This is a genomic window from Microcystis aeruginosa NIES-4325, assembly GCF_008974145.1.
GTDB lineage: Bacteria > Cyanobacteriota > Cyanobacteriia > Cyanobacteriales > Microcystaceae > Microcystis > Microcystis aeruginosa_G.
Map to the genome: position 1 here is coordinate 64,059 of NZ_BJKP01000010.1, position 26,284 is coordinate 90,342.

The following is a 26,284-nucleotide window of genomic DNA, read 5'->3' on the forward strand; positions in this document are numbered from 1 at the left end:
TTATTTCAAAAAGTTTTTATGAATGCTCATCCTTGGTTGTCCGTATTAATTCCCACTTATAATGGAGATCAGTATCTAAAGGATACTCTTAATTCAATCCTTGAACAAAATGAGAGAAACGTCGAGTATATTATCATTGATGATGGCTCTACTGATCGAACTTTATCTATTATCAAAAATTACGAGGATAAAATTCCTATCAAGCTTTTCGAGCGTAAAAGGATAGGCAATTGGGTTGCTAACACTAACTTCGCTTTACAGAATGCTTCGGGAGACTATGTATGTTTATTACATCAAGACGACTTATGGTTGAACAATCGTTTAAAAATAATCAAGGAAATCCTTAATGATTATCCAGATACCGACTTACTTTTACACCCTTCAATCTTTATCAATGACCGAGGGAAAAAGTTAGGTTTATGGACTTGTCCTTTACCAGCTTTTCCAAAATATGTTGATAGAGATATTTTAATCGAGAGCCTGTTGATTCAAAATTTTATCTCCATTCCTGCTCCAATTTTTAAAAGAGAAATTGCTTTACAGGTGGGGGGAATGAACGAAAAACTTTGGTATACAGCCGACTGGGATCTCTGGTTAAAAATCGCTTTTCATAAACGAGATGAAAAAATCATTTATTATCCTTATCCATTGAGTGCATTCCGCATTCATTCAAGCTCTCAAACCGTTGTCAGAAGCTCCAAAACTGGAGAGTTTTATAATCAATTGAATGTGGTTGCTCACGACTGTCTAGATAGATGGGACGTGTCAGCTTACAGAAAAAAAAGAATTCGATCACTTGCTGAATTCTCAATACAAGTGAATACTATTTTAGCGAGGATGGCGCATGGTAAAGGTTCTCGATTAGAGTTAATTAAGTTACTCCTATCGAGTTGTTCGCTTGGTTTTTTAGGAGTTTACAAATACTTACGATATTCGCGCATCCATGAGCGCATAATTGCTAGACTAAAAGCTAATATAATTTAGTAACGATTAGGTTTAACATGAAATTTATTGCGGTTAATCGTTTATTCAGAAGCTCATTTTTTAGGTTTTGCCTTGTGGGTGTCTTTTGTTCATTCCAAAATATACTAATTCTATACCTTTTAACCAATTATCTAAAATTGCATTACGTTCTCTCGATTTTCGTGCAAATGTTCTATTCAAATACATTGGGATTCTATCTGAATCGAAAATATACATTTACAGGGCGAGTAAAAATTGGAAGTATTTTGGGAGAATTAATCAAGTATCATGCGATCATGCTTTCTAGTTTTTTCGCGGTCGCTATCGCTATGTATTTCTTGGTTGATTTGTTGAAAGTATGGTACTTGTCCGCTTACATAATCCTTACTATACTAATGACTATTTATAATTTTATTGCCCATAAAAAATGGACTTTTAATCGAAAATAGTGGTCTTTATTGAATTTTTTTGCAATCAAAATTCCCAGATAATTCATTACCATTTTTCCTGATCAACCTATCAACTAAGCAAATGTCAAGCATCAATAACAATCACTCTAGTCCTCAATCTTTTATCTAATAAAGTAACAGTTAATATGGTTCTAAAGCTTATAGATGGCAAGAAATAATACTTTCTCTTGACTTTACTATTTATAATTGCCATGAAATTTTTTATGATTAGAAATAGTGAAATTCTAGGGCATCTAAAAGATTATTTAGGCTAGATCCTAATGGCAAATTAAAAATAGCAAGAAATCGACAATCATCCTAGCTCTTCGGGTATCCATATTAAAGGTAAAATACTTGTATAAAACGTAAAGGTAATTATGCAGACAAAGAACTCGTATTTTTTAGATCTCACTCCTCTAAGAGAATTGATGCTTTCCAGAACCTTCTGGTTCAGTCTCAGCATCCTATTCTCCATTTTGTACAGTATCCTATTCTTACAAATCGCTTTCGGTAGCGAGTACAGTATTCAGGATGACGCACGCAGTACTATTGTTGACTTCCAGTAAAGAATAGGGCTGACCGGCTAGGGTAAAATTAGGGTTTCGGCTGATCCCGAACTCAGGTTAGTTATGATACTAGCTAATTTGATAGCTTTTTACCATCCTCCGATGCTGCCGCTTCTAGGCTGGTAATTGAGGTTTCTGCCGTCAAAATGTCAGGAGTATCACTTAAACTGGCAGTTTGATAAACCTGTTCATTTCTAGCAAATAAATTGCTCATATCTTGAGAATAATTAGAAGCGATCGATAATAAAGCTCCGGCAAAAATATAGAGAGGTAAAGGCAAAATAAACCCCTTGGCCCATTGATAGAATTCCACCAACAAAAATAACAAAACACAGCCCACAAACCAAACTTTCATCGCACTTTTTTCCCCTATTTTTACAATAAAAGGTGAGCAAGAAGCCCACCTTTTATTTAACTAATTCCAGTGAGAAGTTATTCGATCACGGGAGCGATTAACTCACGTCTTTCCCCCGAAATAACTTTCACCTTACCCTCCTCATCGATATCGACCATGGCCGTATCCCCATCAGAAACCCGTCCTGAGAGAATTTCCTCAGCCAGAACATCTTCCAACAGACGCATAATCGCACGACGTAAGGGACGAGCGCCGTAGGCCGGATTATAACCCTCCTCGATCAAGCGTTCTTTAAACTTATCGGTGACAGACAAAGTAATATTTTGTTCTGTCAGACGTTTAAACACATCCTTGAGCAGGATTTCGGCGATTTCCTTGACTTCTTCCTTATTGAGTTGACGGAAGACAATAATCTCATCGAGACGGTTGAGGAATTCCGGACGGAAATACTGTTTTAATTCCTCATTAACCAGCGATCGAATGCGATTATACTGGGCCTCGGCCTGATTATCGGCAAACTCGAAACCTAAACCACCGCCACCCTTCTCGATGACTTTAGAACCGATGTTCGAGGTCATGATCAACAGGGTATTTTTAAAGTCCACCGTGCGACCTTTGGCATCGGTCAAACGTCCATCTTCAAGGATTTGCAGAAGCATATTGAAGACATCGGGGTGAGCTTTTTCGATTTCGTCGAATAGCACCACCGTATAAGGACGACGACGCACCGCTTCCGTTAATTGTCCCCCCTCGTTGTAACCAACGTAACCCGGAGGCGAACCGATTAACTTAGAAACCGTGTGCCGTTCCATGTATTCCGACATATCGAGACGGATCATCGCATCTTCCGAACCGAAGAAATAAGCGGCCAGAGCCTTAGTTAACTCGGTTTTACCTACCCCCGTCGGGCCGGAGAAGATAAAGGAAGCAATGGGACGGTTAGGATTTTTTAGACCAACGCGAGCGCGACGAATGGCACGAGACACCGCTTTTACTGCGTCCTCTTGACCGATGAGACGCTGATGTAGGGTATCTTCCATGTGCAGCAGTTTCTCGGATTCGGTTTCGGTCAGTTTATTGACGGGAACCCCAGTCCAAGAAGCGACGATGTGAGCGATTTCCTCTGCATCCACAAAGGGTTCATCGTTGCCATCTTCGCCTTTTTTGGTGGAAGCGAGATTCCGGATCTGGGTTTTGATTTCCATTTCCCGATCGCGCAATTCCCCAGCTTTCTCGAAGTCTTGACCGCGCACCGCGTCATCTTTTTGTTTGAGAATTTGCCGCAGTTCCTTATCTAATTCCTTGGCTGCCGGTGGCAATTGGGAATTAATCAAGCGCACTCTCGAACCAGCTTCATCGATTAAATCGATCGCCTTGTCCGGTAAGAAGCGATCGCTAATGTAGCGATCGGACAATTTCGCCGCCGCTTCTAGCGCTTCGTCTAAGATTTTTAATTTGTGGTGCTGTTCGTAGCGTTCCCGGAGACCGTAGAGAATTTCGATTGTTTCTTCTACGGAGGGTTCACCGACCATAACCGGTTGAAAACGTCTTTCTAGAGCCGCATCCCGTTCGATATGTTTGCGATACTCATCCAAGGTCGTCGCCCCGATACATTGTAGTTCTCCCCGGGCCAAAGCTGGTTTGAGAATATTGGCCGCATCGATCGCCCCTTCGGCTGCCCCGGCACCGATGAGAGTATGAACTTCATCGATAACAAGGACGACGTTACCCGCTTGGCGAATTTCGTCCATGATTTTTTTGAGGCGTTCCTCAAATTCGCCGCGATATTTGGTTCCCGCCACTAACAAGCCGATATCGAGGGTGACAACCCGTTTTTCTTCGAGAATGTCGGGAATATCCTTGTTAGCAATGCGTTGGGCTAATCCTTCTGCGATCGCTGTTTTACCGACCCCCGGTTCCCCGATTAGGACTGGGTTATTTTTGGTACGACGACCGAGAATTTGGATAACGCGCTCGATTTCCTTTTGTCGGCCGACCACGGGATCGAGTTTACCCTCGCTGGCCATTTGGGTGAGATTGGAACCGAATTCGTCAAGAGTGGGGGTTTTAGTGCGACCTTGGGAAGATGAACCGGCGGCCACTTCGGCGGTTTCCCCTAACATTCTGATCACCTGGGTGCGAACTTTCGAGAGATCCACGCCGAGATTTTCCAGAACCCTAGCGGCCACACCTTCCCCTTCGCGAATTAGTCCTAAAAGGAGGTGTTCTGTGCCAATATAGTTATGGCCCAGTTGACGGGCTTCTTCGAGGGAGAGTTCTAAAACTCGTTTGGCTCTGGGGGTGAAGGGAATTTCCACGGCTACGAATCCGGAACCGCGACCGATGATTTTCTCCACCTCCACGCGCGCATCTTTGAGATTGACACCCATGGACTTGAGGACTTTGGCGGCAACTCCCGTTCCCTCTCCAATTAGTCCTAGTAAAATCTGCTCTGTTCCCACGAAGTTATGGCCGAGGCGGCGGGCTTCTTCTTGGGCGAGCATGATTACTTTAATGGCTTTTTCCGTAAATCTTTCAAACATAGCCTATCCATCACCTACACAAGCGACCCTAGATATGCTGATTTTAGCACGGCTTTTTAGTTTAGCCCTCTTTCAGTGATCAGTTATTGGGGAGCGGCCTGGAAACCTGCCGATAAGTGGTTCACCCTTGCATAATCCCCTAGGGTCGTGGTCATCCCCATCTCTCGATCGCTCGACTATTGATCGCCCATTTTCAGACCAAAACTGGAAGTATAAGCAGATTAAATATTACTACCTATTGACAAATGAGTATATATGTTGTAATAGGACGGGTGATATACAGAAAGTTGACCCATATCGTTGCTCTGGAGACTGTTGTGCAGAAAGTTTCTGTATAATATGTAGTTAGGCAGAATAAAATAAGCTATTTAAATATGTTCGGTAAATAAGTACATGAATATCATTGCGTCCATCATCGACCAACGCTTGGTATCAGTTAGCAACGACATTCGTCAAAAAGCTTCTGAAGAACTACGAATCACAGATGATGGCCGGCTTAAGTCTTTGGCTTTTGTATATCTGTGCGTTAAAACCATTTTAGATTTAGATGGAGATGATGTTTTTGATTGCTTAACAGAAGGAGGTGGTGACTTTGGAGTAGATGCTATACATATATCAGAAGAATATGACGGTGAATTTACAGTTAGTTTATTTCAGGCAAAATATAAGAACAACCTAGAAGGAAACTCTAACTTTCCTGAAGAAGGTATAAACAGTTTAATAAACGCAATTAATTACTTATTTAATCCAGCAGCCAAACTAGAACATATTAATCAACGACTGCTTGTGAAAGTGGAAGAAGCTCGTAGCCTAATCCGAGATGGCTATATTCCCCAAGTTCGGACAATAGCTTGCAACAATGGGCTGAAATGGAATTTATCTGCTCAAGAGGCTATTGATCGTGCTGAGTTTGGAGATCAGGTGACATGGGAATATGTTAATCACGAGCGTTTAGTCAAAATTCTTCAAGCTTCTAAACCCGTAAAAGATACTTTGCAGCTAAGTGGCAAAGCTATTGTGGAAGATATGGAGTTTAGCCGAGTACTGTTGGGTAGAATTTCGGTGACAGAAATTGCCACACTTATAGAGCGACATGGAGAACGTTTATTAGAGCGCAATATTCGTCGCTACTTGGGTTTACAAGGAAATCGCGTAAATGAGGGTATCCGTCATACTTTAACTAGCGATGAAAAAAACAATTTTTACTTTTATAATAACGGGGTCACGTTGACTTGTGATAGTTTCTCATACAACGCATTGCAAGATGGCGATTACAAAGTGCGTGTTGAGAATTTACAAATCATTAACGGTGGTCAAACGTGTATGACCATATTTAAAACCTTGCGAGAACCAGATTTAATTCATCAAAATGCCCAAGCTTTTGTTCTTTTAAGACTCTATCAATTGCCTCGTGAAAATGAAGGTTTAGTTCAAAGAATTACCTACGCAACCAATAGCCAAAATCCAGTAGACCTCAAAGATTTACGTGCTAATGATGAGCGCCAGAAAATATTGGAAAAGGATATTGAGCAATTAGGATTTAACTACAGGCCTAAACGTTCCAATACTCCTACTCGCTCTGCTGATATTACTTCAGGAGTAGCTGCTGAGGCAGTATTATCCGTTTGGCGAAGAAAACCTCATCAAGCAAAGTTTTTCTCTCGTGAACATTTTGGGAAACTGTATGATACAATCTTTACTGACCAATTAAATGGATCGCAAATCGTAATAGCTGTTCAGCTTTACAGAATTGCAGAAAACCGCCGCAAAAGACCTGAGTCTACTGACCCAGATTTTGTCCGCTATGCTTCATGCTTTATTGCAATGCAGATGGGACAAAAACTTTTGGCTGATATGAAAGTTCAGATGAAAGATATTAGTCATCAAAATTTTCAATCAGCCCAAATGCTTATTGATCAAAATGGGGAGAGTTACTTTAATGCTTCATTACAGGATATTAAACAGGCACTTCAGGATCTTTATGGAGAACAAGAGATTTCCTTGCAGCAGCTATCTGCAACATTTCGACGTGGTGATTTAATAAGTAGACTTCAATGAATCAAATCGGTTCAATAATTCGACTTCTTTTCTTGCAAACTCGCTTAACCTAACTTCACCGTTAGCTGAAATATTGGTGAATTTTCAAAGTTGCCTGTTGCTGTGTAACTTCACAGATTAATATAGTGCGATGCCAAAGGCACTCCGTAGCAGAGCGCAATCTTGTAGGGTGCGTTCCCTAAAACAACTTCTACCGCTCCACCAATAGATTTTTGGGGAACTCACCATGCACATTGATTGAAACTGTGGGTTTAAGTGCGATGCCGCTCTTGTGGGCTAAGTTGGGGAATGTTAGCGAAGATTGCCAATGTTTAGGTTAAAATGGAGGGGCAAAAGTTGCAACGGGGTCAGGACAATGACAGTTAATCAACTCCGCTACAGCAAAGAAGAATTCGCCCGACGTGGTAATGAGATTTATCAATCTCAGGTGCGCCCCCAAGTCGAGGAGGGCAATCATGGGAAGATTGTAGCCATAGATATCGAAACAGGTGCTTTTGAGCTTGCCAATGACACAATAACTGCTTCTAATCGATTGCTTGAACGAAACCCTGATGCTCAAATCTGGCGTGTCCGAATTGGACATAAAGGCGTTCACCGCTTTGGCGTAGGTCGTCTGCTTTAACTTTATGATGAACGGAATTGTTGATCAAAACTGCGAGGCGAGGCTTCGGTTAGTCGTAAGCAATGAGAGTAAACAGAGGCAGGTAATTGATGCTGTTATTGATACAGGGTTCACAGGCTTTTTGACCTTACCTCTGACAGTAATCAACAGCCTCAACTTACGTTTGTATAGCCGTGAAGAGGGAACATTAGGGGATGGAAGTACCTGTATCTTTGACGTTTACAGTGGTCTTGTTATTTGGGACGGGGAATATCGGTATATTGATGTTAACGCAGCCGAAACAGAGCCTTTGGTCGGTATGAGCTTGCTCTACGGCTATCGGATGCAACTAGATGCGATCGAGGGTGGAATAGTCGTAATTCAGTCATTGAACAGTTTAAGCTAATCGGGTGAGGAACGGTCTAACAACGTAGTGGAGCAGATGGTACAAGGCCTTTGCCATCCCTTTCTGTCATACCTGCGGCCGCTCACTTTAGCCGTTGGCTGGATTCCATCAATGATTAGCGATCGCAAATTTGTCGTAAGTTAGAGGATAGTCCCAGTTTACGCAGTTATCCCGCGCAAATTTTGGACAAGGAATATATCAGAGCGCGTCGAGAAGCCTCCAAAAAAACAGGTTTAATCCTGAGCATTTTTCCAGAGTTTTGTCCCTATACTATCGCGCAGGTTATAGAAGATTGGTTGCCCAGTGATAGCCTTGATTAAAGGTTAAATAATATCAGCCAGACTGGGAAACTATCTGATCAAATTAGTTCCCCCAGAGAACCCCCTTGATCCACATGGCACACTTTTCTTTTTTTGTCAAATTTTATGTTAAGAAAGATGTAACTAATGGATAGGGGGACTGTCAAAGATTAACCGTCTTCGTATTCGGGGATTCTTTCCTTTTTCTTCTCGGTGATATTGATGCGGGGGGGATTGTAATCGGGTTCCACGTCATCATCCCACATATCATCCTCGGCCTTATCTTCGTAATCCTCGTACTGAGGACGAGAAAAGCTTTCTGTGCGTTCTAACCGCGCTTCTCCCCAGTTATCTTCTTCTTCCTCGTATTCTTCCTCATAATAACGAGCTTCGGCCCGTTTTTGCGGTGGGGGAGTGGTGCGCAGGGGTTCTTTTTCCCATTCGTCTTCACTCCAGCGTTCTTCAACGGGTTTAGCGGCCTCAACGGGAGTGCGGAGGGGAATACCCGTACCTAACTGATTTTCTGGACGAGCAGCGGGGGTATAGTAAGCTTCTTCCTCTTCTCTTTCCCAGGGGGGACGACCAATACCCAGACGTTCCAAAACCCCCACACTAACTTGGGTGAGACGTTCCTCGGCCCCTTCAAAGACGATTAAGCGATTCGGACCGCTGCTAACCACTTCTTCAATGGAAATTTCGTAGGTACTGATCAATTGTTCGGGGATCAGAGGCAATCCCAGGGAAGCGATGATAATGGAATGTAATTGACCACTAAGGGGATCAAATTGATAATCGCGGACTTTGCCTAAAGGTTCGCCGGTTTCCGTGATCACGTCACTACCGATTAAGGGAGTATAAGCATCGATATCGACGGATTCCAAGACGTTATCATCTTCAACGAGAACCACGTCTCCCGTCTGACTGATACTCGATAAATACATATATTGAGGCATTCCCGACAGGGAGAGGATATTATCGCGGAGTCCCAGGGCAACCACTTCTCGTTGATCGATATCTACTAGGATATCTTTAACAACGCCGAGTTTTTTGCCTGTATTGCGAGTGATAACCTGTGTATTTAAAAATTCTGAACGTAAGCGACTATTCTCTGTGATCATTTTTTCCTATGGGTAGGCGTTAGGTCGTGGGAATACGAATTAGTGTAGGCTTAATATATAGGGCGAGATCGAGGGTTAATTTAGCGATATTGGCTTAGATCTTAAAGTTCCCTGAGATTAACACTTTTTTTGGCCTTGTTTGGGCGATAGTTTCGGGTGATAGATAGGGTTAAACCCATTTTAGCTAATTCTTTACATTTTTTTAGTGACAACAAAACAGGAGCTAGAGAGAAACTCCCTTGGCTCCTGCTGTCTAGATTCTGATTACATAGTTAAGGACTGCACCTCGGTTTCGATCAGTTTAGCTAAGTCTTGTAGGAAGGAGGCCGCATCGGCCCCGTAGATAACTCGGTGGTCACTGGTGAGATTAACCGTCATCTGTTTTTGCACTCCGAATAAACCATCTTTATTGACGACGATTTGGGGACGGGAAGCGCCCACGGCTAGGATCGCGCCTTGGTTGGGGGGTAAGATAGCCGTAAAGCGATCGACTCCGAACATTCCCAGATTAGAAATGGTAAAAGTACCGCTATTGTATTCTTCTGGTTGCAGTTGTTTACTGCGGGCGCGATCGACTAAATCCTTCCAACTGCGGGAGAGGGAATAGATATCCATCTGGTTAGCAGAGCGCAAAACCGGCGTAATTAAGCCACCATCGGGCATAGCTACGGCTACGGCCACGTTAATTGCCCCATGGTATTGAATTCCTGCGTCGCTATAGCTGGCATTAACGATCGGATGTTTAGCGAGGGTGTTGGCTACCGCTTTTGCTAACAGGGCCGTCATGGTGACACCCTTGGATTTTAGCTGTTGATAGAGTTGATCTAGTGGGTCGGTGGTGATAGTGTAGCCCACTTGGAAGGTGGGAACCTGTAGGCTAACCGACATATTCTGAGCGACGGCTTTTTGCAGAGTGGTGAGGGGAACAGTCCGACCGACCGGGGCGCTGGTTGGAATCGGGGCTTTAGGAGCCGCCACAGGGACGCTGACGGGTTGCGGGGGAGTAATGACGGGAGCGGGGGCGGTGCTGACTTTTCCTGTCGCTTTTTCTACGTCTTCGGCGGTAATTCGTCCGTGGGGACCGCTGCCCACTAGGGTTTTTAGATCCACCTTTAATTCTTTAGCCAGTTTTTTGGCCCTGGGAGAGGCGACTAAACGGCCATTATCTTTAACGGCGGCGACGGGGATCGAAACGGGAGGCGGAGCGATTTCTGGTGTCTCTACGGGCTTGCTAGGGGCGACTGCGGCGGTTTTTCCTTGAGCTTTGGCCAGTTCAATTTCCTCTTCAGTTTCGGCGATATAGGCGATCGCTTCCCCCACGGGTGCTTCCTGGCCAGCTTCGACTAAAATTACAGCGAGATAGCCATCATAAAACGATTCTACGTCCATGTCGGCTTTGTCGGATTCGACCACTAATACCGTTTCCCCTTTGCTGACTTTTTCCCCGGGAGACTTCACCCAAGAAACTATTTTTCCTTCGGTCATGGTGGAACTGAGCGCGGGCATGAAGATATCTCGAATCATGGTGGAGTGCTTCTATCTCTAATGTTTTGAGCCATAGCGCATTTTACCACAGTTGATGGGGTTGGGGGTGTGGGGAAGTGGCAAGTGGGGATAATAGATAAAAGCTGCCCCCTGCCTCCTGCCTCCTGAATACTGGTAACTGGTGACAGAGGAAAAAAGAGAAGGGAAAACAGCCCCTTCTCCGCCGTATCTAGACAAAAATTGTTCTAGTTGGCAATATGGACTGGTTGTGCTTGCAGAGATTCGACTAAACCGCGCACGGCTGCCACCATAGCCACTTCATTATCCAATTGATTGATCGCCGAACCAACACCGATACCGGCCGCTCCAGCAGCGATCGCCATAGGAGCAGTGACAATGGATAAACCGGAAGCGCAGAGGACAGGAACCTTAACCGCGTGGGAAATAGCGTGGGCTGCCGCTAAAGTCGGGGCGGCTTTTTCAATCAGTCCCAAAATACCGGCGTGACGGGGTTGACTGCTAGTGCCGCCTTCGGTTTGAATAATGTCAGCACCCTGACTAACTAACGCTTCCGCTAGTCTCACCTGTTGATCGAGGGGTAGGAGATGGGGAACTGTCACAGACAGGGTAATTTCGGGCAGTAAGTCGCGAGTTTGACGGGTGAGGGCTAAAACTTCCGCCGCTTCAAAAATGCGTCCTTGAGCATAAAAACTATCGAAATTACCGATCTCAATTAAATCGGCTCCCGCGTCCACTGCCATCACCAACAATTCTGGTTCAACGGCCGATACACATACGGGTAAATTTGTCAATGCTTTTACCGCCCGAATTAGGTCAGCATTAGCGGCAATATCGACAAAAGTTGCTCCTCCGGCCGTAGCGGCTTTAACTACTGAGAGAACCTGCGAGCGATCAAAATTATTTAACCCACTGATCACTTTCAGGGCATGACGACGGGCGAAGGCTTGCTGTAAGGCAAAATTGATCATTAATCTACACCTATCTGGAATTCTCAACAAACATTTTCCCACCTTCTCGCTGATCAGATGGTGGAATTTGAGAATTCTTAGGGAAATTTTCTTTAATTTAGGTGTTGATTCTCTTTGTTTTTGCGCTTGAGGTTTTGCAGTTGTTGCAGCAGTACCTCGATTTCCGCTTCTAAATGCAGGTATTTAACCTGTTGGTCAGCTTGGTAGGTGGTGCGAATCTGTTTCATGGCGGAGGATTCCTTAGTTAGTACAGTTGTCATAGCGGTATCTATAGAGTGCTAATTATGTTTAATTGTTTCAATTTGTATATAGTACCTTAACAATGTCTTAAAGAAAACCTTTTTATGGTAGTTTCTCAACTGGCACAGGAGCAAAGAGGGGAAAAATTCTTGCAGCCAAGGGGATCGGAGTGCGATATACTCAGTCGCGAACGATATTGGCAAGCATGACCATGGTAGCGGTAGCAATTTTAGCGGCGGGTAAGGGAACCCGAATGAAGTCCAGCCTTCCAAAAGTTTTACATCCCCTCGGCAGTCGATCGCTAGTGGAACGGGTCCTTAATGTCAGCGAATCCTTACATCCCCGGCGAAAACTGGTAATTATCGGTTATCAAGGGCAACAGGTGCGAAATACTCTACAGCATCTTGAGGATATCGAATTTGTCGAACAAAAGGAACAGTTAGGCACTGGCCATGCTATTCAGCAGTTAATCCCCCATTTAGAGAACTTTCAGGGGGATTTGTTGGTCTTAAATGGCGATGTTCCCCTGTTGCGTCCCGAAACCTTGCAAAATCTTCTCCAGATTCATCAAGACCATGGTAACGCTGCCACCCTGTTAACTGCTAACCTTCCTAACCCGAAAGGTTACGGTCGAGTTTTTTGTGATGGCAATAATCTCGTTAAGGAGATTGTGGAAGAAAGAGACTGTACCGATGGCCAACGACAAAACCACCGGATTAATGGGGGTATATACTGCTTTAATTGGTCAAAATTAGCGGCGATACTGCCTAATTTAACGCCCAATAACGATCAAGGTGAATATTATCTCACGGATGTGGTCAATTTTCTCGATCCCGTCATGGCTGTGGATGTGGAGGATTGTTTAGAAATTAGCGGCATCAATGATCGCAAACAATTGGCCGCCGCCTATGATATCCTGCAAACTAGAGTCAAAGATGATTGGATGGCCGCCGGAGTCACCATAATTAACCCCGATAGTGTCACCATTGAGGATACTGTCATCCTCAGTGCCGATGTGATTATTGAACCCCAAACCCATCTGCGCGGTGAGACGATCATCGCTTCTGGTTGTCGTATAGGTCCTGGGAGTTTAATCGAAAATAGTCGCATAGGCAGCGATGTAACGGTCTTATTTTCGGTTATTTCTGATAGTCAGGTGGATTCTGGTTGTCGCATCGGTCCTTATGCTCATTTGCGCGGAGAAGCGAAAATTGGGGCTAATTGTCGAGTCGGTAATTTTGTTGAAATTAAAAAAAGTGATATCGGCAATAAAACCAATATTGCCCATTTATCCTATCTGGGAGATGCCACTTTAGGGGAAAAAGTTAATGTTGGTGCGGGAACAATTACTGCTAATTACGATGGCGTGAAAAAACACCAAACTATGATCGGCAGTGGCACAAAAACTGGGGCAAATAGTGTTTTAGTGGCTCCTCTAGAGTTAGGAAAAAATGTCACCGTGGCTGCGGGTTCAACTATCACTAAAAATGTCCCCGATAACGCTTTAGTTATTGCTCGGGAACGTCAGCGTGTGATCGAAAATTGGTCAAATTAGTTTCAGTAGGTTATGGCAGTTATCAGTTATCAGTTATCAGTTATCAGACGTGAGTTGTCAGTTCACTGATTACTGTTTGCTGATACTGATTAAGGCGTTAAATTTGCGCAATGAAGCATGAAATGCTATAAAAATCTCAGTCCTCCCTATAGAAAAGAGTAGAAACTTTATGGCACGCACCGAGTCCACAATGTTAGATTTGGGGACAAAAGCTCCCAGTTTTGCCTTACCCGATGTGGTTTCGGGTGAAACTATCTCTCTGGACAGCTTTGCGGCTAAAACCGCTCTGTTAGTCATCTTCCTCTGTGAACATTGTCCCTTTGTTAAACACATTCAAGAAGAACTTGCCCGTCTAGGTCGCGATTATGCTAACACCAATCTGGGCATCCTCGCCATTAGTTCTAATGATGTGGAGAAATATCCCGATGATTCGCCCGAAAATTTGAAAAAAATGGCGATAACTCTTGACTTTAAATTCAATTTATGCTATGACGAAAGCCAAGAAGTGGCGAAAGCTTACACGGCAGCCTGTACTCCCGATTTTTTCCTCTTTGATAGTCAGCGTATTCTAGTCTATCGCGGTCAATTGGATGATAGTCGTCCTAGTAATGGCGTACCGGTGACAGGCAAAGATCTCCGTGCCGCTATTGACAAGGTTTTAACCGGTCAACCGGTGCCGACGGAGCAAAAACCCAGTTTAGGCTGTAATATCAAATGGAAACCGGGTAATGAACCACCCTATTATGGTTAATTGCCATCACCCCAACCCCTCTTTCCTAGAAAGGGATAGAGGGGTGTAATACCCACCGACGACCGACGACCGACTCCTAACCCCACCAACAAACTTTTTGCCGCAAACCCTACTTATGAGACTATTTCAATAGCGTAACCGATTGCTGTGCTAATAAGGCAGTACCATAGGCTGCTTGATCCTGTTTAGATAAAAGCACGGGAACCCCTAAATGACGCTGACGAATTATTCTCCAAGTCGGATTTTTTGCCCCACCACCTGCACTATCAACTCGCTCTAATTTATTGGCCCCCAATTCCTGTAAACGCTGATAACCTAAAGCTTCAATGCGGGCAATACTTTCTAGTAAACCATGCAAAAATTCTAGAGTATTATCGGGGCGGGGAGTCAGTTTTGCGGGTAAAAAAGGATCATTAATGGGAAAGCGCTCGCCCGCTTTTAGTAGGGGATAATAATCTAAATTACTTTCTTTTTCTCCATCTATTGCTAAACTATAATTTCTCAATTCTTCATGAGAAAAAAACTTCTTTAACACCGCTCCCCCCGTATTGGATGCCCCACCGGTTAACCACAAATTTCCTAAGCGATGACTATAGATGCCATAGTTACTATCATCAACTTTCTGGCTACTTAATAATTTTAAAACTAAAGTTGAACCTAAAGATGTCACCGCATCCCCTAAAGAATTAGCACCACTGGCTAAAAATGCCGCTATGCTGTCGGTGGTTCCCGTATAAATTAAACAATCTTTCGGGATAGCAAAACGAGTCACTAAATCCGGTTTAATAGTATCGATCGCTGTACCCGGTGCAAAAATTTGCGGTAACAAATTAAACATCGGTAAATTCTCTAACCAATCGGGATAACAGAGATTTTCGAGATCATAACCTAACTTTAAGGCATTGTGATAATCACTGATTCCCAGTTTACCGTGCAGCAGAAATGCTAACCAATCCGCTTGCGAGAGAAAATAACGCGCTTGCGAAAAAATTTCTTGTTCACTCCACCAGAGTAATTTAGCTAAACTGGAGGTGGCACTAATCACGGGATGGTGAGGGGGTGCTATAGCTTTAATTGCTTCTAAAAATGCAATTCCTCGCCCGTCATTGTATAATATTGCCTCAGAAAGAGGATGACCGGAATTATCACATAATAACACCGTCGAGGAAGTGCCGTTAATAGCGATCGATTTAAGTTCTGAACGCACCGAATCCCTTAGATTATCCAATAAATAAAATAGGGCCTTTTGCCAATCCTGAAAATTGGCATTAGTGAAGGGATAATGAACCTCAGCGACGATATTTTTGCTAGAATCAATAGCAATCGCTCGCGCTCCCGATGTGCCAAAATCAATACCTAAAGATAAACTCATTGATGTCTTCACAACCCCCTCATTCTGGCTACCATTGGGATGGTATCACTCCTCGATTCTTTGAAGGTTGGTACTTCCGAGTCATGATTCCGCAATTAGCCGACGGATTCGCCTTTATGTATTCTATTCAAGACCCAAGGGGCGGTCAAGTCAATAGCGGTGGAGCAGTACAAATTTTAGCCATAGAATCTAATTATCTTTGTCGCACTTTTCCCGATACGGATAAATTTTGGGCAAGTCGTCAGGAATTAGCTATCATCCATTGGGGAAAAACTAACTTAAAAACCCGTCCCCGCCTGCTTTCTCCGTCAGATTTTTTTGAGTCCATTCGAGAAGGTTATCAAGCAACAGCAAACCAGCAGCAAGGACGAATTTATGATCCCGTCACTGGAGAAATCTGTCAATGGGATTATCACGTTGAAACTAGGTACAGTTGGGGAGATAACAAGCGTCCACCCCAAGCAACAGCAGGAATATTATCTTATTTACCGATTTTTGACCCTGGTTGGCAGATTTTAACTGCTCATGGTTTAGCAACGGGAATGATTACCTATCGGGGAAAAAATTACCCATTTGAGAATGTACCTTTTTATAGCGAGAAAAATTGGGGTTATTCTTTCCCGGAAAAGTGGTTTTGGATTAATTGTAATGCTTTCCCTGAAAATCCCGATTTAACCTTAACCGCAGTGGGTTCTACCAGGAAAGTTCTCCACTGGACGGAATCGGTGGGAATTATCGGTATTCACTGGCAAAATCGCTTTTATAAGTTTGATATCTGGAATTCTCAACTAACTTGGACAGTGCAACCCTGGGGATACTGGGAAATGAGGGCAACCAACGAGAATTATACCATTGTCTTAATCGGTATCAGTGATCATCCTCCCGATCACGTGCGTGTACCCACAGAAAAAGGTCTCTCTTTTGCTTGTCAAGATACCCTCAAAGGTAAATTATCGATAAAATTAGCTGATAGTCGCGGTAAAACCATTATAAATGCCTCTAGTCGTCTAGCTGGCCTCGAAATTGGCGGTATTTGGCCATCAGCTTGGATTAAACAGTGATTTAAATCACCATTACGACGGGAGAATATCCAGTTATCTGGCTGCCTCTCAAGGTTGTCTGAGAGGCAGCCTCGATATTCTCTGGAAGATGCTCGATTACCAGCTAATTACTTTAACCGTTTCCTTAAATAAATTTGCTTCTAGGGAATCGGGGGAACTTGTCACCACACCAGCAATTAGATCTTCGGGTTTTATGGCTGCTTGTTTCATACAGGAGGGACAAATTAAGACTTTTCCCCCTTGACTGATGAAATCTACTAACATTGCTTGCAGGGTTTTACCGGTGATACCGTTACTGTGTTGAGGAATTGTCTTCGCGGCCAGGTGTACCCCTGTAATATTCAAAAAAATAGTGGTTGAGTGACCTTTTTTTAGCATATTGGTAGCGACACCGATTGCCATGGCAGCTCGTCAAGGATCATCGGTGGTTAAATTAACAAATAAATCGGATTTTTGTTGACCGACAGCGATTATTGCTTCGTTAGTTTGTACTGGAGAAAGGGAAGGATTAGCCAAGACTGGAACCGATGTAACTAAGGATAATCCGACAAGGGAACCAAGCGCTAAAGATTTTAATAACATTTTCTTGTCCTCTTACTGCTGGGTACAATGAAAACATTTTCATTATGATAACTTCTGAAAAATCTTGTCAACAGACAGCCCGTCAAACTTTAATTTTTGTTATCCGCAACAAAAATCATCTACTAATAAAAATGATAATTATTTACTTTTCTAACATTTTATCTAATCTTTCCTGAATCAATAAAGCCATGGAAGAACGCAGAAAAAATAAACCAAATAACCCCGCTAGACTGAAGGGAATAATAGCTAGCTTGCTATAGTTGCTGTCCAATAAAAATATAGCTGAGATAATGCTAAATCCCAATAGACAGACATTAATTAATACTTTAATTCCTAGATAAATTGTTTTGAGAAGTCGTTCATTTTCCCGTGACTTAACTTGAAAAACTAAATTTCCTCGCTCGATTTTTTCCTCTAATTGACGGATCATTCTCTCGTTTTTATTACCTTTTTGCCATTGTTGTTTAAGAAAAGTGCGCGCTTGATTAGCTAGGGTAAGCATGGTGTTGGTAGTTCCTCCAGATACCGCTAGACTTTTCACAAAAGGTTGACTAGCTGCTAATAAATTATACTGGGGATCTAAAGAGCGAGCAATCCCATCCAAAGTAGTGACAGATTTAATAATAAAAGTCATTTGGGGAGGTAAGCGAAAAGGTTGCTGTTTAAACATTAAATACACTTGATCGCTAATTTGTTCAAATGCCCTCACATCTACCGGTTTGTCGCGAAATTCATCTAAAAGAAACTGCAAGATATTTCGCACAGGTTGCAGATCTCTAACGGGTTCAATTAACCCCATATACACCAGAGTTTTTAATACTGTTTCCGTATCCTTTCTCAAGACAGCGAAAAAGGTTTCGATCATTTGATCTTTAGCAACAGATTTTACCTCGAACATCGTGCCAAAATCGTAGAAAATTAACTCCCCTTCCTGACTAACTGCCATATTACCTGGATGAGGATCTGATTGGAAAAAACCATCCTGTAATAATTGTTTGAGATAGGAACAGATCCCCAGTTGAATAATCCCATCTACGTTAATACCATTAGCTAGTAAAGTCTCTCGATCATCGACTTTAATCCCCGGCACATACTCCAAAGTTAACACCTTGCGGGTGGTATATTGCCAGTACACTAAAGGAACTTTTACCTGGGGATAATTCTTAAAATTTTCCCGAAAGCGATCAGCATTTTTGCCCTCATGAATATAATCGATTTCTTGAAAGAGTAGTTCAAAGAATTCTTGATAGATAGCTTCTAAATTATATTTTTTCACCGCGGGGACAATATTTAACCAACGGGTGAGACGATGCAACAATTCAAAATCGAGATTAAATAGGCCTTCTAGATTCGGTCTTTGTACCTTAATAACGACTTCTTCCCCACTTAATAATCGCGCTCGATGCACTTGTCCTAAACTGGCACAAGCGAGGGGAGAAACAGTAAAACTTTCAAATAAATTATCTATGGTTTGTCCTAATTCTGTTTCAATAACTCGGATCGCTTCTTGACTATTAAATTCGGGAACTCGATCCTGTAATTTGGTTAATTGTTCGATATATTCGAGCGGAATTAAATCTGCTCGCGTCGATAAAGATTGTCCAATTTTAATAAAAGTTGGTCCCAAATTCATGAGGTGATCTACTAACCATTTCGCTCTCCTTTGCCGTTTTTTGCCCCTATTAGCCCCAGTTAAACGATCCCAGAGCAAAAAAGTCAAAAACTGCATTGTAAAGCTAAATATTTCCAATTGACGAATAATTGGCGATCTCAAGCTTTGCTGCCAATGTAAAGATTTGGGGGAATCAAAGGGAGTAAGCATCAGTTATTAGTTATTAGTTATTAGTTATTAGTTTCTATTGGCTGCATTGGTGAGTAATTCCTCTAAAATGGCCAGGAGGTGTTAGGAGCCAGTTTCTAAATGGGCTGTTTTTTCAGCTAAATTATTATTAATATCCACAGCGTTTCTCATAAAGATGAAGTGTAACCTAATTTGGTATCGAAGACCGACTCCTAACCCCAGTAAAAACTCCAGTAGCCAAAATGCAGCTCATCTATCTGAGAAACGCCCTCAAATATTCTCTACCTGTTGAAGAATTCGCCGGTAAAAAGCCTGATTTTCAGCCTTTAATCTCTGGGACGAGGCAAACCGAGATCTACCGCTAGACGATGACCGCAAGCAAAACCGGAAAAGGCCACCGCGTTTAATCCTTGACCGGGGAAGGTACTATCTCCCACACAATAAAGATTAGGAATAGCTGTGCGATTAAAGGGCATTCCTAACAAGCCTAACAGTTTTCTTCGCGGTATTGGGCCGTAAGTGCCATCGATTCTATTCAAAAAGCGGCGATGGGTGCGGGCCGTGCCAATTTCGATATAATCTAATCCTGTATCTAGTTTGGGAAAGAGTTTTTTCAGGCGATCGATGAGACGATTAGCAGCGGCCTCTTTTTTCTGTTGATATTCTTGGGGGGGCAGTTTTTGCCATTGATCAATCCAGCTAGGGGTGAAAGTATGAATGATATGATGGTCCCGGGGTGCTAGGGAGGGATCGAGTAAGGTAGGAATAGAAACAAAGATAGTTCCCTGTTCTGCTTCCATATTTTCCCAATCTTCTAGTAAAATATGGTGACATTCGCTTCCTGATGGTAACACATCGGCCTTGACTCCCAGATGTAAACTTAGGAAACTGGGGGATTTTTGATAGCGTTTTTGCCAATTTTTTTCACTGCGGGGGAGAGATTCCGGGGGGAGTAGTTTCTCGAAGGTATCCCAACGGGTGGCATTAGAAACAATCTTTTTAGCGTAATATTCCTTACCATTGGTCAATCTTACCCCGATCGCCCGTCCTGCATCTAAAATAATCTCAGCTACTCTCGCTTGATACTGGATTTCACCACCGGCTTTTTTCAATCCTGCGACTAACTTGAGGGCAATCTGTCCCACTCCCCCTCGAGGATAGTTAATTCCGCCGTAATGGCGATCGCTAAAGACCATCCCCGCATTAATCATCGGAGTGCGATCGGCGGGTACTACCGACCAACAATAACACTCCATGTCGATAAATTTCAATAATTTCGGGTCTTTAATATATTTTCTGGCCACATCTCCCGCATTTTGGGGTAAATACTTGACCAATCCCAAACAGGATAAGGGATGCTGGAAAAAAACCCTAGTCAGATAGCGGGGTTCTTCCAGCGATAGTAAATCCATACTATTGAGGCAATTAAACACCTGCCAGCATTCATCGTAAAAGCGCCGGATACCGGTTTTTTCTGCGGGAAAATGGCTAATTAATTCCTGTAAAAATTGTTCGTAGTCGCGATGAACTTTTAAGTCTAATCCGTCTGGGAGATGATAATGGATCTGGACGGGATCCGCAATGGTTTCGATACTCATATCCACCGCTGCCAAAGCCTTGGTTAGGAGGTTAGTCGTCCCCTTTTTGCCAAAACCAAAAATCATCGAAGCGCCCACATCAAAACGATAACCCTCTCGTTCAAAATAACCCGCGCTGCCCCCCGGAATCAGATAACTCTCTAAAACTAGGACTTTTGCCCCTTTTGCCGTTAATTGCGTCGCTGTCACCAATCCCCCGATTCCCGACCCAATCACGATCGCATCGTACTGATTACTCATAACCCAACTTTATAAATTTTTGTTTCAGTCTTCTATTGTAACCCTTGACTAGCGGTCAGTTATCAGCTAATTTTTGGGAGCCAAAAATTTGGCGATCAATATGACTACGGCACCAATATTGATTATGGACAATTGAAAATTAATTTAGACAGGGCAAGAAAAATCTACAGCAACTTAGAAAAAGAGCTTGAAACTTAAGCTAAATTCTCGATACTATAATTAGTATGTCGGCAAGTAACCCCTATCTTGAATACTGGCAAAAACGCCAAAAAGAACAGCAGGAATATAATCAAAAATTAGACCAAGAAGCCAGGAAAAATCTTCCGCCAGTTATTGATTATCTAAAAGAAAATTTTCCAATTACCAAAATTATCCTATTTGGTTCTCTAGTTAAAGGTAAATTTCATGAAACTTCTGATATTGATCTAGCAGTGGCTGGCATACACCCAGAAAGTTTTTTTTTCAAGCTTTAGGAAAAGTTAATTATATAGCAAAGATCGGGGTGGTTAGGACAATCAATCGCTGAAACCCTTGACCGATAAGAGTTTGAAAATTGAAAGCGTCCTAAATAACCCATTTTTTGCTATAATTAGCGAGCGCTGGTTTGATTTAAAGCCCATAGAAGACTTATAACCTCATTTCCTTAACAGAGTTTTGCAAATAGGAGAATGTCTTTATGCGTCCGATGAGTGCCAGTGAATTACAAGAAATCGCCCTTGATATTGCCACGGAAGTTAATAGATTAAATCAGCTAGAAAGCCAAATGCGTTTAGTTCAAGCGGCAATGCTAACCAACCCGACACTAGCCGATATTTGTGCTAAAAGTTTAGCCCTCAAACTCCAGCTTGGAGTTTTGCTAAACCCGTCATCGGTTGTGATATTCCTGCGGTTGCTGAGGTGATTTCTCAAGGGGTTGATGGCTTTTTAGTACCTCAAGAATCTCAATCCATAGCCGAGACAATTTGTCAAGTATTATTAGCTAATAATTTAGCCGCTAGTCTCGGAATAGCCGGTCAAAGAAAAGTAGAAGAAAAATTCCCTTGGCAACGATTAGCAGAAAAAACCGAGCAAATTTATAGCATTTCCTGTTCGCAAGAGGTACATTATCAATATCGAAAAGCTTAATCAGCAAAGGTTTAACTGTGCCACACAGGTATGAGAAAAGCTATATCGAGATTTATAGTCATTTCAATTAAGATTGAGAATATCAATCCCAGATTTCATACGGGTTTTGTCAGCCCAGACTGTATCAGACTTATCTGAAATGACTATACTAGCTAAATAAGTTAAGTCAAAAAACACAATCTTTCACCGATAAGTTGACTAATAAATGAACAGGTTCAGAAATTATGGCATCGAACCATGATTTCCTCGCTATCTTTCCCCCTCTCAAATATTCATAAAAGAACCCATAAGCCTTAAGCTTACCACCGACTAAGGGCAAGAGTTTAATCCATTTAAATTGACTTTTTCTCTGAACCGTCAACTTTATTTGACAGTGGTTATTCTGACTTGAGAAAGTTATTTAACCTACTGCCGATGATTGCTGTACTTTCTGACCTATTTTCGGTTCCGTCCCTGCCAACAATCTTTTAATATTACCCTGATGACGAACAATCACATAGATCCCCGCAATCAAACTAAATAAAATATAGGGGAGAGGTTGACCCAAAACAATCATTAAAATATTCACCACCAGCGCCCCGATAATCGAACCTAAAGAAACAATCCGGAAAAGTGCGAGCATAACTAAAAAACTCGCCAAAGTTCCGCAAGCCACTAAGGGATTCATCACTAATAAAACCCCTAAACTGGTGGCAACGGATTTACCACCGCTAAAATTCAAGAAAATCGATTTACTATGACCGATGACTGCCCCCAATGCTGCCCCGATAATTAACCAATAATACCAACTTTCCGGAAGAGGATTGACATCAATAAAATATAGTCCTCGTACCAGGGACACCGCCGCCATTCCTTTTAACATATCAATTAATAACACCGCCGCCCCAGCAGTTTTTCCCAGAGTTCTCAGCACATTGGTGGCCCCCGTGGAACCGGAACCATAGTCACGAATATCGATACCTTTGCTGTATTTACCGATTAAATAACCCGTGGGAATCGAACCGAGCAGATAGGATAAAAGTAAGACAGTAAGACTGATAAGAATCGGAATAAGCATAAATTAACCCCAATTTTTAGCAAGAGCGAGTGCCGTTATCAGTGTATCAACTTGAAGACAAAAAAACACTCACAGGGAACCATAGACGGGAATTGCCGCCCTGCGCAAGTCCTTCGCCCCTTCCCCCGCCAGAAAGATGATTTAACTAGTCAATTAGGCAATATTACAGCCTTTCTCGCCGGGCTAGGATTCCTTCATCGCTTGTTTTTTCTCCGCCTTGAGGTCGCGACTGCTGGCGGCGGCAATTTCCGCATCCATCAGGGTGCGTCCGGTGGCCGCTAGATAGACATCATCGAGACTAGGACGGGATTGGGCGATGCTAAACACGGGTAATCCCGATTCGGCTAGGGTTTGTTCAATTTTGCTTAAAGGATTGCTATTCGCCGTCACAATCAGATTCAGGGAGTTACCCTGGACGGTATTGACGATCACTTCCTCGACAAAAGGCAGACGGGATAATAACTCTTTTGCTTTGAAAGCTTCTTCCTCTGGGGAAAATTCCCGCACTTTTAGGGTAATGCGATCGCCGCCCAGTTGTTCCTTCAGTTGTGAGGGCGTACCGCGAGCAATGACGATACCATTGTCGATAATTGCCAAGTTATCGGCCAAAGCGTCGATTTCTTCGAGATAATGGCTGGTAATTAATACACTGGTTCCGGCCGCCCGCAATTGTCGCAGAAAATCCCAGACAATCAAACGACTTTCGATATCTAGTCCCACAGTCGGTTCATCCAGCACCAAAACTTCCGGCTGATGCAGCAATCCCGCCGCTAAATCCAGCCGTTTTTTGATGCCGCCGGAATAGGTTCCTGTTTTTTTGTCGGCGTATTCCTCTAATCCTAAAAGATTTATTAATTCTTTGATGCGATCTCTTGACTTTTGAGCGGGAATGTGATAGAGAGCCGCTTGTAGTTGCAACAGTTCCCGGCCCGTGAGCATTTTATCGAGGGCGACTTCTTGGGCAACGTAACCTAGGCGTTTACGGGCGGATTTGGGGTTATTCAGGGCATCGACACCCCCCACCTCGATTTTGCCGCCATCGGGTTTAGCAAGGGTACAAAGACAGCGAATCGTGGTGGTTTTCCCCGCACCATTGGGACCGAGTAAACCGAAGATTTCTGCCGCTGCCACGGTAAAGGATATATCTTTAACCGCTGCCGTCTGACCGTAGGATTTTTTTAACTTTTTGATCGCCACCGCAAGGGTCATAAGCTGATTTTCGCCGACTTGAGCGAGACAATTTTTTTGTTAACTTTCTCGGTCTATTTTAACCCACATTCCCCACTTCAAAAGGAAACTCTCAGCTAAAATTGGACGTTATTTGCGATTTGATCACTCCCCAGCTTTTGAGGGTAGAATCGCTAAAACCCAGGACGCATTAGTTTTTCCGTGAGATGCTTACAGGCAGTTGTTTTTCAGCCTGCCCTATTTAATTTCTGTCCTTGTCTCCAGAATCTCTCCCTTAGTTAACTTCTTAACCCAATACCAGGTGCATGGCACTCTAGTACATTTCCCGTCAGACTGCAACTAATTAACAGATAATCACAGCGAGGACAGGCCGTGCTAACGAGATGGTGTTCTAAAATATGCTGTCTTTCGGCAAAATTTCCACAATTAGGACAGCGTACTTGTTGCCAGGTGATCATAGCAAACCTCTTTGATTAGTTATCTTCTGTATATAAAGCTAGTTTTTCTTGATCCCAATCGGTTTAAGCCTATTTTTTCCTTGATCCCCATCGTAAAACCGATAATCTGATCGCCAATTAAGACATGAAACGCACGAATCCTCAAGAGTTGACAGAAAAAGGCTCATCAGGTACTGTCCGATCAATACAAAAACAAATCAGACCCAAAAACGAAGCCCCCAACATCCTAACATAGAACAAAGAAACTTGCTCTACCAACTTAGTCAAGAGGGAAATTTATCTCAGAGGAAATATTGCTTTTTCCTTGACAAATTACTCAAGTTGTGGTACCAAAGAGGTGTAAACTCGATCGCCTGATCAATGGAAAGACAAAAACTATCTTAAGGTCGCCAGAGGAGATAAATTGCCACCAAAAGCGAACCCGACTCTAGGGAGTCAACTGACCTTGAGTGGAGATGCTCGCAAGGGTAAGTGTGGGGAGAATAAGTAAAAACCACTAGGAAAAACCTGAATAGAATCTTAATATATAGAATGCCTAGTAGCCATAACGATTGCGCGCACTGTTTTTGTAAATTCTATGGCAGAGATTAACCCAGAGATCAACCTCATGCAGATAGCGACTATACTCAACCAATATCGATTTGAAATGAGAGGATATAAAGCGCAGGAATTAATCGAGCGCTGGTTGCCCACCTATTCGCTAAATTGGATTCGCATGGCGATTTTAGAGGCACTCTATCAGGGACGTTACAAAGTCATTTCGGTGGAGGAAATTCTCAAAATTTGGCACCGTCGCGGCCATCCTACCTTTCATTTTACGGGGGAATTCGAGCGCTTGGTTTGTAAAAACTTGCCAGATTCCCAGTTAAATGGCAAAAAAACGGTAGTTATCCCTAAAGAGGAACAGGTCAATATGCTTTCTGCCACCCTTGAGCGGCCTGATCCAGAGCCACAAGCGCTAAAAACCGATAATAATGGCACAGTAGCCATGGCTAAAGATTCTTTATTCAACCTAGAAACTTCTCTTTTTGATGATCCTCGCCAAGGAATGAGTGATGTGGAGGAATTATTCTCACAGTTAACCACGGAAACGCCCAAATTCCCTGAATTAGAATCAGTGCCTAAATCGGCTAACGGCCATGGAACTAGGGAGAATTTTCCGGCTAATTTTAAGCCGGTAATCGATGAGTTTACCCCTTTGTTAGACCCTTCGGAATTATATCCTAAATTAAAAGCTGTGGCTCGATCGCAGTATAAGTAGGGTTGGCTGAAAAAGTTTTTCCTAGGGGCAGGGTGTGGGGTGTGGGGTGTGGGGTGTGGGGTGGTGGGGTACTGACACCAATTAATTCCCCGCCCTCAAGAAAAAAAAATCGCCTTGACGATTAGAATAGAGTTAACTTTTCCCCTCAAGGCTCTGCTCAATT

25 protein-coding genes and 2 pseudogenes are annotated in these 26,284 nt (G+C 43.0%); 13 read left to right on the forward strand and 14 right to left on the reverse strand.

The genetic code is table 11. The features are described 5' to 3' along the window. Positions 1 to 18 precede the first annotated feature (18 nt). Together MiAbW_RS07660 and MiAbW_RS07665 are read left to right on the forward strand one after the other, a co-directional pair. Positions 19 to 984, forward strand: coding sequence for a glycosyltransferase (locus MiAbW_RS07660; RefSeq protein WP_151695606.1), 966 nt, complete (start codon positions 19 to 21; stop codon positions 982 to 984). Positions 985 to 1,001: 17 nt separating this feature from the next. Then, a complete protein-coding gene (locus MiAbW_RS07665; protein WP_151695607.1) occupies positions 1,002 to 1,412 on the forward strand; it encodes a GtrA family protein in 411 nt (136 codons plus the stop codon). Positions 1,413 to 2,051: 639 nt separating this feature from the next. Here MiAbW_RS07665 and MiAbW_RS07670 read toward each other — a convergent pair. After that, positions 2,052 to 2,333 (reverse strand): hypothetical protein, encoded by a 282-nt coding sequence (locus MiAbW_RS07670; protein ID WP_151695608.1) that lies wholly within the window; start codon positions 2,331 to 2,333, stop codon positions 2,052 to 2,054. A 77-nt stretch (positions 2,334 to 2,410) separates the two neighbouring features. Beyond that, positions 2,411 to 4,876, reverse strand: coding sequence for an ATP-dependent Clp protease ATP-binding subunit (locus MiAbW_RS07675; RefSeq protein WP_002732350.1), 2,466 nt, complete (start codon positions 4,874 to 4,876; stop codon positions 2,411 to 2,413). 393 nt (positions 4,877 to 5,269) lie between these two features. On the opposite strand from MiAbW_RS07675, the gene MiAbW_RS07680 reads away from it, so the two are divergent. From MiAbW_RS07680 to MiAbW_RS07695, 4 genes and pseudogenes are all read left to right on the forward strand, one after another. Then, positions 5,270 to 6,934 carry an AIPR family protein gene (locus tag MiAbW_RS07680; protein ID WP_151695609.1) on the forward strand — a complete coding sequence of 555 codons (1,665 nt, stop codon included), beginning with the start codon at positions 5,270 to 5,272 and terminating at the stop codon, positions 6,932 to 6,934. A 355-nt stretch (positions 6,935 to 7,289) separates the two neighbouring features. After that, positions 7,290 to 7,556: a hypothetical protein gene (locus MiAbW_RS07685; protein ID WP_002733164.1), complete on the forward strand. Its 267-nt coding sequence runs from the start codon at positions 7,290 to 7,292 to the stop codon at positions 7,554 to 7,556. A gap of 4 nt (positions 7,557 to 7,560) precedes the next feature. Continuing rightward, positions 7,561 to 7,941 (forward strand): hypothetical protein, encoded by a 381-nt coding sequence (locus MiAbW_RS07690; protein ID WP_002794467.1) that lies wholly within the window; start codon positions 7,561 to 7,563, stop codon positions 7,939 to 7,941. 83 nt (positions 7,942 to 8,024) lie between these two features. Then, positions 8,025 to 8,261: pseudogene (locus MiAbW_RS07695) on the forward strand (DUF29 domain-containing protein); the annotation flags it as partial. Between the two features lie 149 nt (positions 8,262 to 8,410). Here the strand turns inward: MiAbW_RS07695 and MiAbW_RS07700 are convergent. The 4 genes from MiAbW_RS07700 to MiAbW_RS19555 form a co-directional block, all read right to left on the reverse strand. Continuing rightward, entirely contained in the window at positions 8,411 to 9,358 is a 948-nt protein-coding gene (locus MiAbW_RS07700; protein ID WP_151695610.1) for a PRC-barrel domain-containing protein, read from the reverse strand. 264 nt (positions 9,359 to 9,622) lie between these two features. After that, positions 9,623 to 10,882, reverse strand: coding sequence for a dihydrolipoamide acetyltransferase family protein (locus MiAbW_RS07705; RefSeq protein ID WP_151695611.1), 1,260 nt, complete (start codon positions 10,880 to 10,882; stop codon positions 9,623 to 9,625). Positions 10,883 to 11,088: 206 nt separating this feature from the next. Beyond that, on the reverse strand, positions 11,089 to 11,832 hold the full coding sequence (locus MiAbW_RS07710; RefSeq protein WP_151695612.1) for a DUF561 domain-containing protein: 744 nt from the start codon (positions 11,830 to 11,832) through the stop codon (positions 11,089 to 11,091). 92 nt (positions 11,833 to 11,924) lie between these two features. Then, positions 11,925 to 12,092, reverse strand: coding sequence for a hypothetical protein (locus MiAbW_RS19555; RefSeq protein ID WP_172967351.1), 168 nt, complete (start codon positions 12,090 to 12,092; stop codon positions 11,925 to 11,927). Between the two features lie 191 nt (positions 12,093 to 12,283). Here MiAbW_RS19555 and glmU point away from each other — a divergent pair, with 191 nt between their 5' ends. Together glmU and MiAbW_RS07720 are read left to right on the forward strand one after the other, a co-directional pair. Further along, positions 12,284 to 13,627 (forward strand): bifunctional UDP-N-acetylglucosamine diphosphorylase/glucosamine-1-phosphate N-acetyltransferase GlmU, encoded by a 1,344-nt coding sequence (gene glmU / locus MiAbW_RS07715; RefSeq protein WP_151695655.1) that lies wholly within the window; start codon positions 12,284 to 12,286, stop codon positions 13,625 to 13,627. A gap of 169 nt (positions 13,628 to 13,796) precedes the next feature. Then, on the forward strand, positions 13,797 to 14,378 hold the full coding sequence (locus MiAbW_RS07720; RefSeq protein ID WP_151695613.1) for a thioredoxin family protein: 582 nt from the start codon (positions 13,797 to 13,799) through the stop codon (positions 14,376 to 14,378). A 121-nt stretch (positions 14,379 to 14,499) separates the two neighbouring features. Here the strand turns inward: MiAbW_RS07720 and MiAbW_RS07725 are convergent, their stop codons facing one another. Continuing rightward, positions 14,500 to 15,750, reverse strand: coding sequence for an FGGY-family carbohydrate kinase (locus tag MiAbW_RS07725; protein WP_151695614.1), 1,251 nt, complete (start codon positions 15,748 to 15,750; stop codon positions 14,500 to 14,502). 2 nt (positions 15,751 to 15,752) lie between these two features. Between MiAbW_RS07725 and MiAbW_RS07730 the strand changes: the two genes are divergently transcribed. Next, on the forward strand, positions 15,753 to 16,811 hold the full coding sequence (locus MiAbW_RS07730; protein WP_151695615.1) for a tocopherol cyclase family protein: 1,059 nt from the start codon (positions 15,753 to 15,755) through the stop codon (positions 16,809 to 16,811). Between the two features lie 96 nt (positions 16,812 to 16,907). Here MiAbW_RS07730 and MiAbW_RS19985 read toward each other — a convergent pair whose 3' ends face one another. The 4 genes from MiAbW_RS19985 to crtH form a co-directional block, all read right to left on the reverse strand. Continuing rightward, positions 16,908 to 17,213, reverse strand: coding sequence for a DsrE family protein (locus MiAbW_RS19985; protein ID WP_238707216.1), 306 nt, complete (start codon positions 17,211 to 17,213; stop codon positions 16,908 to 16,910). Between the two features lie 9 nt (positions 17,214 to 17,222). Continuing rightward, the gene (locus MiAbW_RS19990) at positions 17,223 to 17,393 is read right to left on the reverse strand and encodes a hypothetical protein (RefSeq protein ID WP_238707217.1); all 171 of its coding nucleotides are present in this window, start codon (positions 17,391 to 17,393) and stop codon (positions 17,223 to 17,225) included. Positions 17,394 to 17,535: 142 nt separating this feature from the next. Further along, positions 17,536 to 19,215, reverse strand: coding sequence for an ABC1 kinase family protein (locus tag MiAbW_RS07740; RefSeq protein WP_151695616.1), 1,680 nt, complete (start codon positions 19,213 to 19,215; stop codon positions 17,536 to 17,538). A gap of 305 nt (positions 19,216 to 19,520) precedes the next feature. Then, on the reverse strand, positions 19,521 to 21,032 hold the full coding sequence (gene crtH / locus MiAbW_RS07745; protein ID WP_151695617.1) for a carotenoid isomerase: 1,512 nt from the start codon (positions 21,030 to 21,032) through the stop codon (positions 19,521 to 19,523). A 224-nt stretch (positions 21,033 to 21,256) separates the two neighbouring features. On the opposite strand from crtH, the gene MiAbW_RS07750 reads away from it, so the two are divergent. The 3 genes and pseudogenes from MiAbW_RS07750 to MiAbW_RS20665 all read left to right on the forward strand — a co-directional run. Further along, a complete protein-coding gene (locus MiAbW_RS07750; protein WP_238707218.1) occupies positions 21,257 to 21,505 on the forward strand; it encodes a nucleotidyltransferase family protein in 249 nt (82 codons plus the stop codon). A 203-nt stretch (positions 21,506 to 21,708) separates the two neighbouring features. Then, positions 21,709 to 21,933 (forward strand): hypothetical protein, encoded by a 225-nt coding sequence (locus tag MiAbW_RS07760; protein WP_151695618.1) that lies wholly within the window; start codon positions 21,709 to 21,711, stop codon positions 21,931 to 21,933. Next, positions 21,930 to 21,989: pseudogene (locus MiAbW_RS20665) on the forward strand (hypothetical protein); the annotation flags it as partial. The gene MiAbW_RS07760 and the pseudogene MiAbW_RS20665, both read left to right, overlap by 4 nt. Before the next feature lie 568 nt (positions 21,990 to 22,557). On the opposite strand, the gene plsY reads toward MiAbW_RS20665, so the two are convergent. The 3 genes from plsY to MiAbW_RS07780 form a co-directional block, all read right to left on the reverse strand. After that, positions 22,558 to 23,214 carry a glycerol-3-phosphate 1-O-acyltransferase PlsY gene (plsY, locus tag MiAbW_RS07770; protein ID WP_151695620.1) on the reverse strand — a complete coding sequence of 219 codons (657 nt, stop codon included), beginning with the start codon at positions 23,212 to 23,214 and terminating at the stop codon, positions 22,558 to 22,560. A gap of 183 nt (positions 23,215 to 23,397) precedes the next feature. Next, entirely contained in the window at positions 23,398 to 24,423 is a 1,026-nt protein-coding gene (locus MiAbW_RS07775; RefSeq protein ID WP_151695621.1) for an ABC transporter ATP-binding protein, read from the reverse strand. 257 nt (positions 24,424 to 24,680) lie between these two features. Beyond that, positions 24,681 to 24,860, reverse strand: coding sequence for a replication restart DNA helicase PriA (locus MiAbW_RS07780; RefSeq protein ID WP_151695622.1), 180 nt, complete (start codon positions 24,858 to 24,860; stop codon positions 24,681 to 24,683). A gap of 577 nt (positions 24,861 to 25,437) precedes the next feature. Between MiAbW_RS07780 and MiAbW_RS07785 the strand changes: the two genes are divergently transcribed. Then, positions 25,438 to 26,121 carry a hypothetical protein gene (locus MiAbW_RS07785; protein WP_151695623.1) on the forward strand — a complete coding sequence of 228 codons (684 nt, stop codon included), beginning with the start codon at positions 25,438 to 25,440 and terminating at the stop codon, positions 26,119 to 26,121. The last annotated feature ends 163 nt before the right edge of the window (positions 26,122 to 26,284 follow it).